Below are 1,767 nucleotides of genomic sequence, written 5' to 3'. Positions count from 1 at the left end.
CCGACGCAAGCCGCATCGAACCCGTGAGTTTTCGGCAAACCCAATCGAGTCCGATTAAACTTAGTCTGTCCGCCCGTTCCCACTTCAACGGGCAATCCAGTTTCTTTCAAAAGTTTTCGCAAACGGTTCACCCAGGTCATCGTAGTTTCGACCCGATGGTTGAGTCCTCGACTCCGCTCGGACTCAACGCTGAGCGAAGTCGAAGCGAGCGGAGCCGAAGCGTTGAGAGACGGTGGAAGCCAACCCTTCGGACGAGTACGGTTAAGACAGCGAGGCTTTCGGTAACGAGTTTTTCGATGGCGTCGGGAGCGTCGTAAAGCGCGACGTTTCTCTAAGTCGTTCTTAATTTGCTGTCCGCGATAGCTGAGTTCGGACGCCCAAATGACTCGGTTTTCGGACAGGATAGCCAACCCAGTTGTTGGCGAGCCGGGATCGATTTTGAGTCCTCGACTCCGCTCGGACTCAACGCTGAGCGAAGTCGAAGCGAGCGGAGCCGAAGCGTTGAGTTGAGTTTCCGGAACGACACAATCTTTGGCTTCAATCTCGTGCAAGATAAGGGTAAATGGATAGCGACGAAATACCGAAGCTCGACCGGATTTCAGGAGCCGCCGCGCCTTGGCTGGATGGCATGGTGCTAGGGGGTTTTTGTCTTTGTCGAGAACGAAAACGTGCATAATACACAACTCCCAAAAGGGGTAACGTTTGCCTCGCCAAGGTTACGTCTCGGTACTATCTGAAAAGCACTGCCTTAACCCGTTTTAAGCTGTTTAACTTTTCAGTTCTAGAGCGACAAGCTGGCAACGTACTCGTCGGTAGGAACTTAAACTCTCGGACGTAACGTAGTCTTCGGAAGACTTAGGCTGGTCAACTTGTGGGCTTTTTCAAGCCCCCGTCATAGCCAACAGGCTTGACGGCGGGTTGTTGACAGGAAAACCTAGTAAGTTTCACCTCTTTTAAGCTGGCGCTACTCTCTATTTTTGTCAACCCAATCAAAAAAAACTTTACACGATTGCGGGGATCGCCCAATCTGTCGATAGACCCTTCGTTACAGTTTGTTTAAGAGCTATGTAAAATTAATGAAAACGAGATACTCTAAAGATAAGTTTATTGGAATGCCAATCGGTCGATCTCGAATTTGGTATAGAGCTTATCTAAATTGCTAAAATAGAGTCTCGATCGCGCTATTTTTTGAACTTTTGTAAACTGACGAGCGATCGAGAATTCGGCGCCTCTAAAGTGGGTCTCGAACGTTTTCGAGATCGATCTGAACTCTGTTATCCGTTTGTCTTGGCAGGCTCGACGTCGATGAACAACCCAAAAGAAACCCTTCCCCCTGCGATCGAAGACGATCCGGTGTTGCTCGATCCCACAGACACCGATCGCCCCGAAGAACCCCCTTATCTATACCGACCGACCTTGACGGGAAACACAACGGAGAACGACGACGAACCCGTGTTTCCCCGCCTCGAAGACGGACAACCGCTCGACGAGGTTCTCGACGGTGAAGGAGAACATCTTCCCAGCGCCCTGAAACAGTCTTCTGACGCCGAGGACAGCGTGGCGCTAGAATCCGCCGTTGAAGACGAAGCAGCGGTGTTGATGTCAGGACGGACAGAGGAGTTGGCGGAGGTCGCCTCAGTAGACGACGACGCGCCAGAAACGCTACATCCAATTTTTTGACGCTCTCCCCCCAACCCTAGCGGGTATGGTCGGAGATTCCTGTTTCACTGGCTCATGCCTAGATAAACGAGCCAGCCCGAATACCCC

At 51.4% G+C, this 1,767-nt stretch carries 2 protein-coding genes; one reads left to right on the top strand and one right to left on the bottom strand.

From position 1 onward, the window contains the following. The coding region (locus GEI7105_RS0117400) for an RRXRR domain-containing protein (protein ID WP_017661710.1) at positions 1–674 on the bottom strand (674 nt) is incomplete at its 3' end. Positions 675–1,305: 631 nt separating this feature from the next. Here GEI7105_RS0117400 and GEI7105_RS0117395 point away from each other — a divergent pair. Continuing rightward, complete coding sequence (locus tag GEI7105_RS0117395) at positions 1,306–1,680, top strand: hypothetical protein (RefSeq protein ID WP_144053850.1); 375 nt, start codon at positions 1,306–1,308, stop codon at positions 1,678–1,680. Positions 1,681–1,767 lie beyond the last annotated feature (87 nt).

Source organism: Baaleninema simplex PCC 7105, assembly GCF_000332355.1.
Classification (GTDB): domain Bacteria; phylum Cyanobacteriota; class Cyanobacteriia; order Cyanobacteriales; family Geitlerinemataceae; genus Baaleninema; species Baaleninema simplex.
The sequence above is the reverse complement of the archived record's forward strand: the minus strand, read 5'-3'. Positions and strand labels throughout refer to the sequence as shown.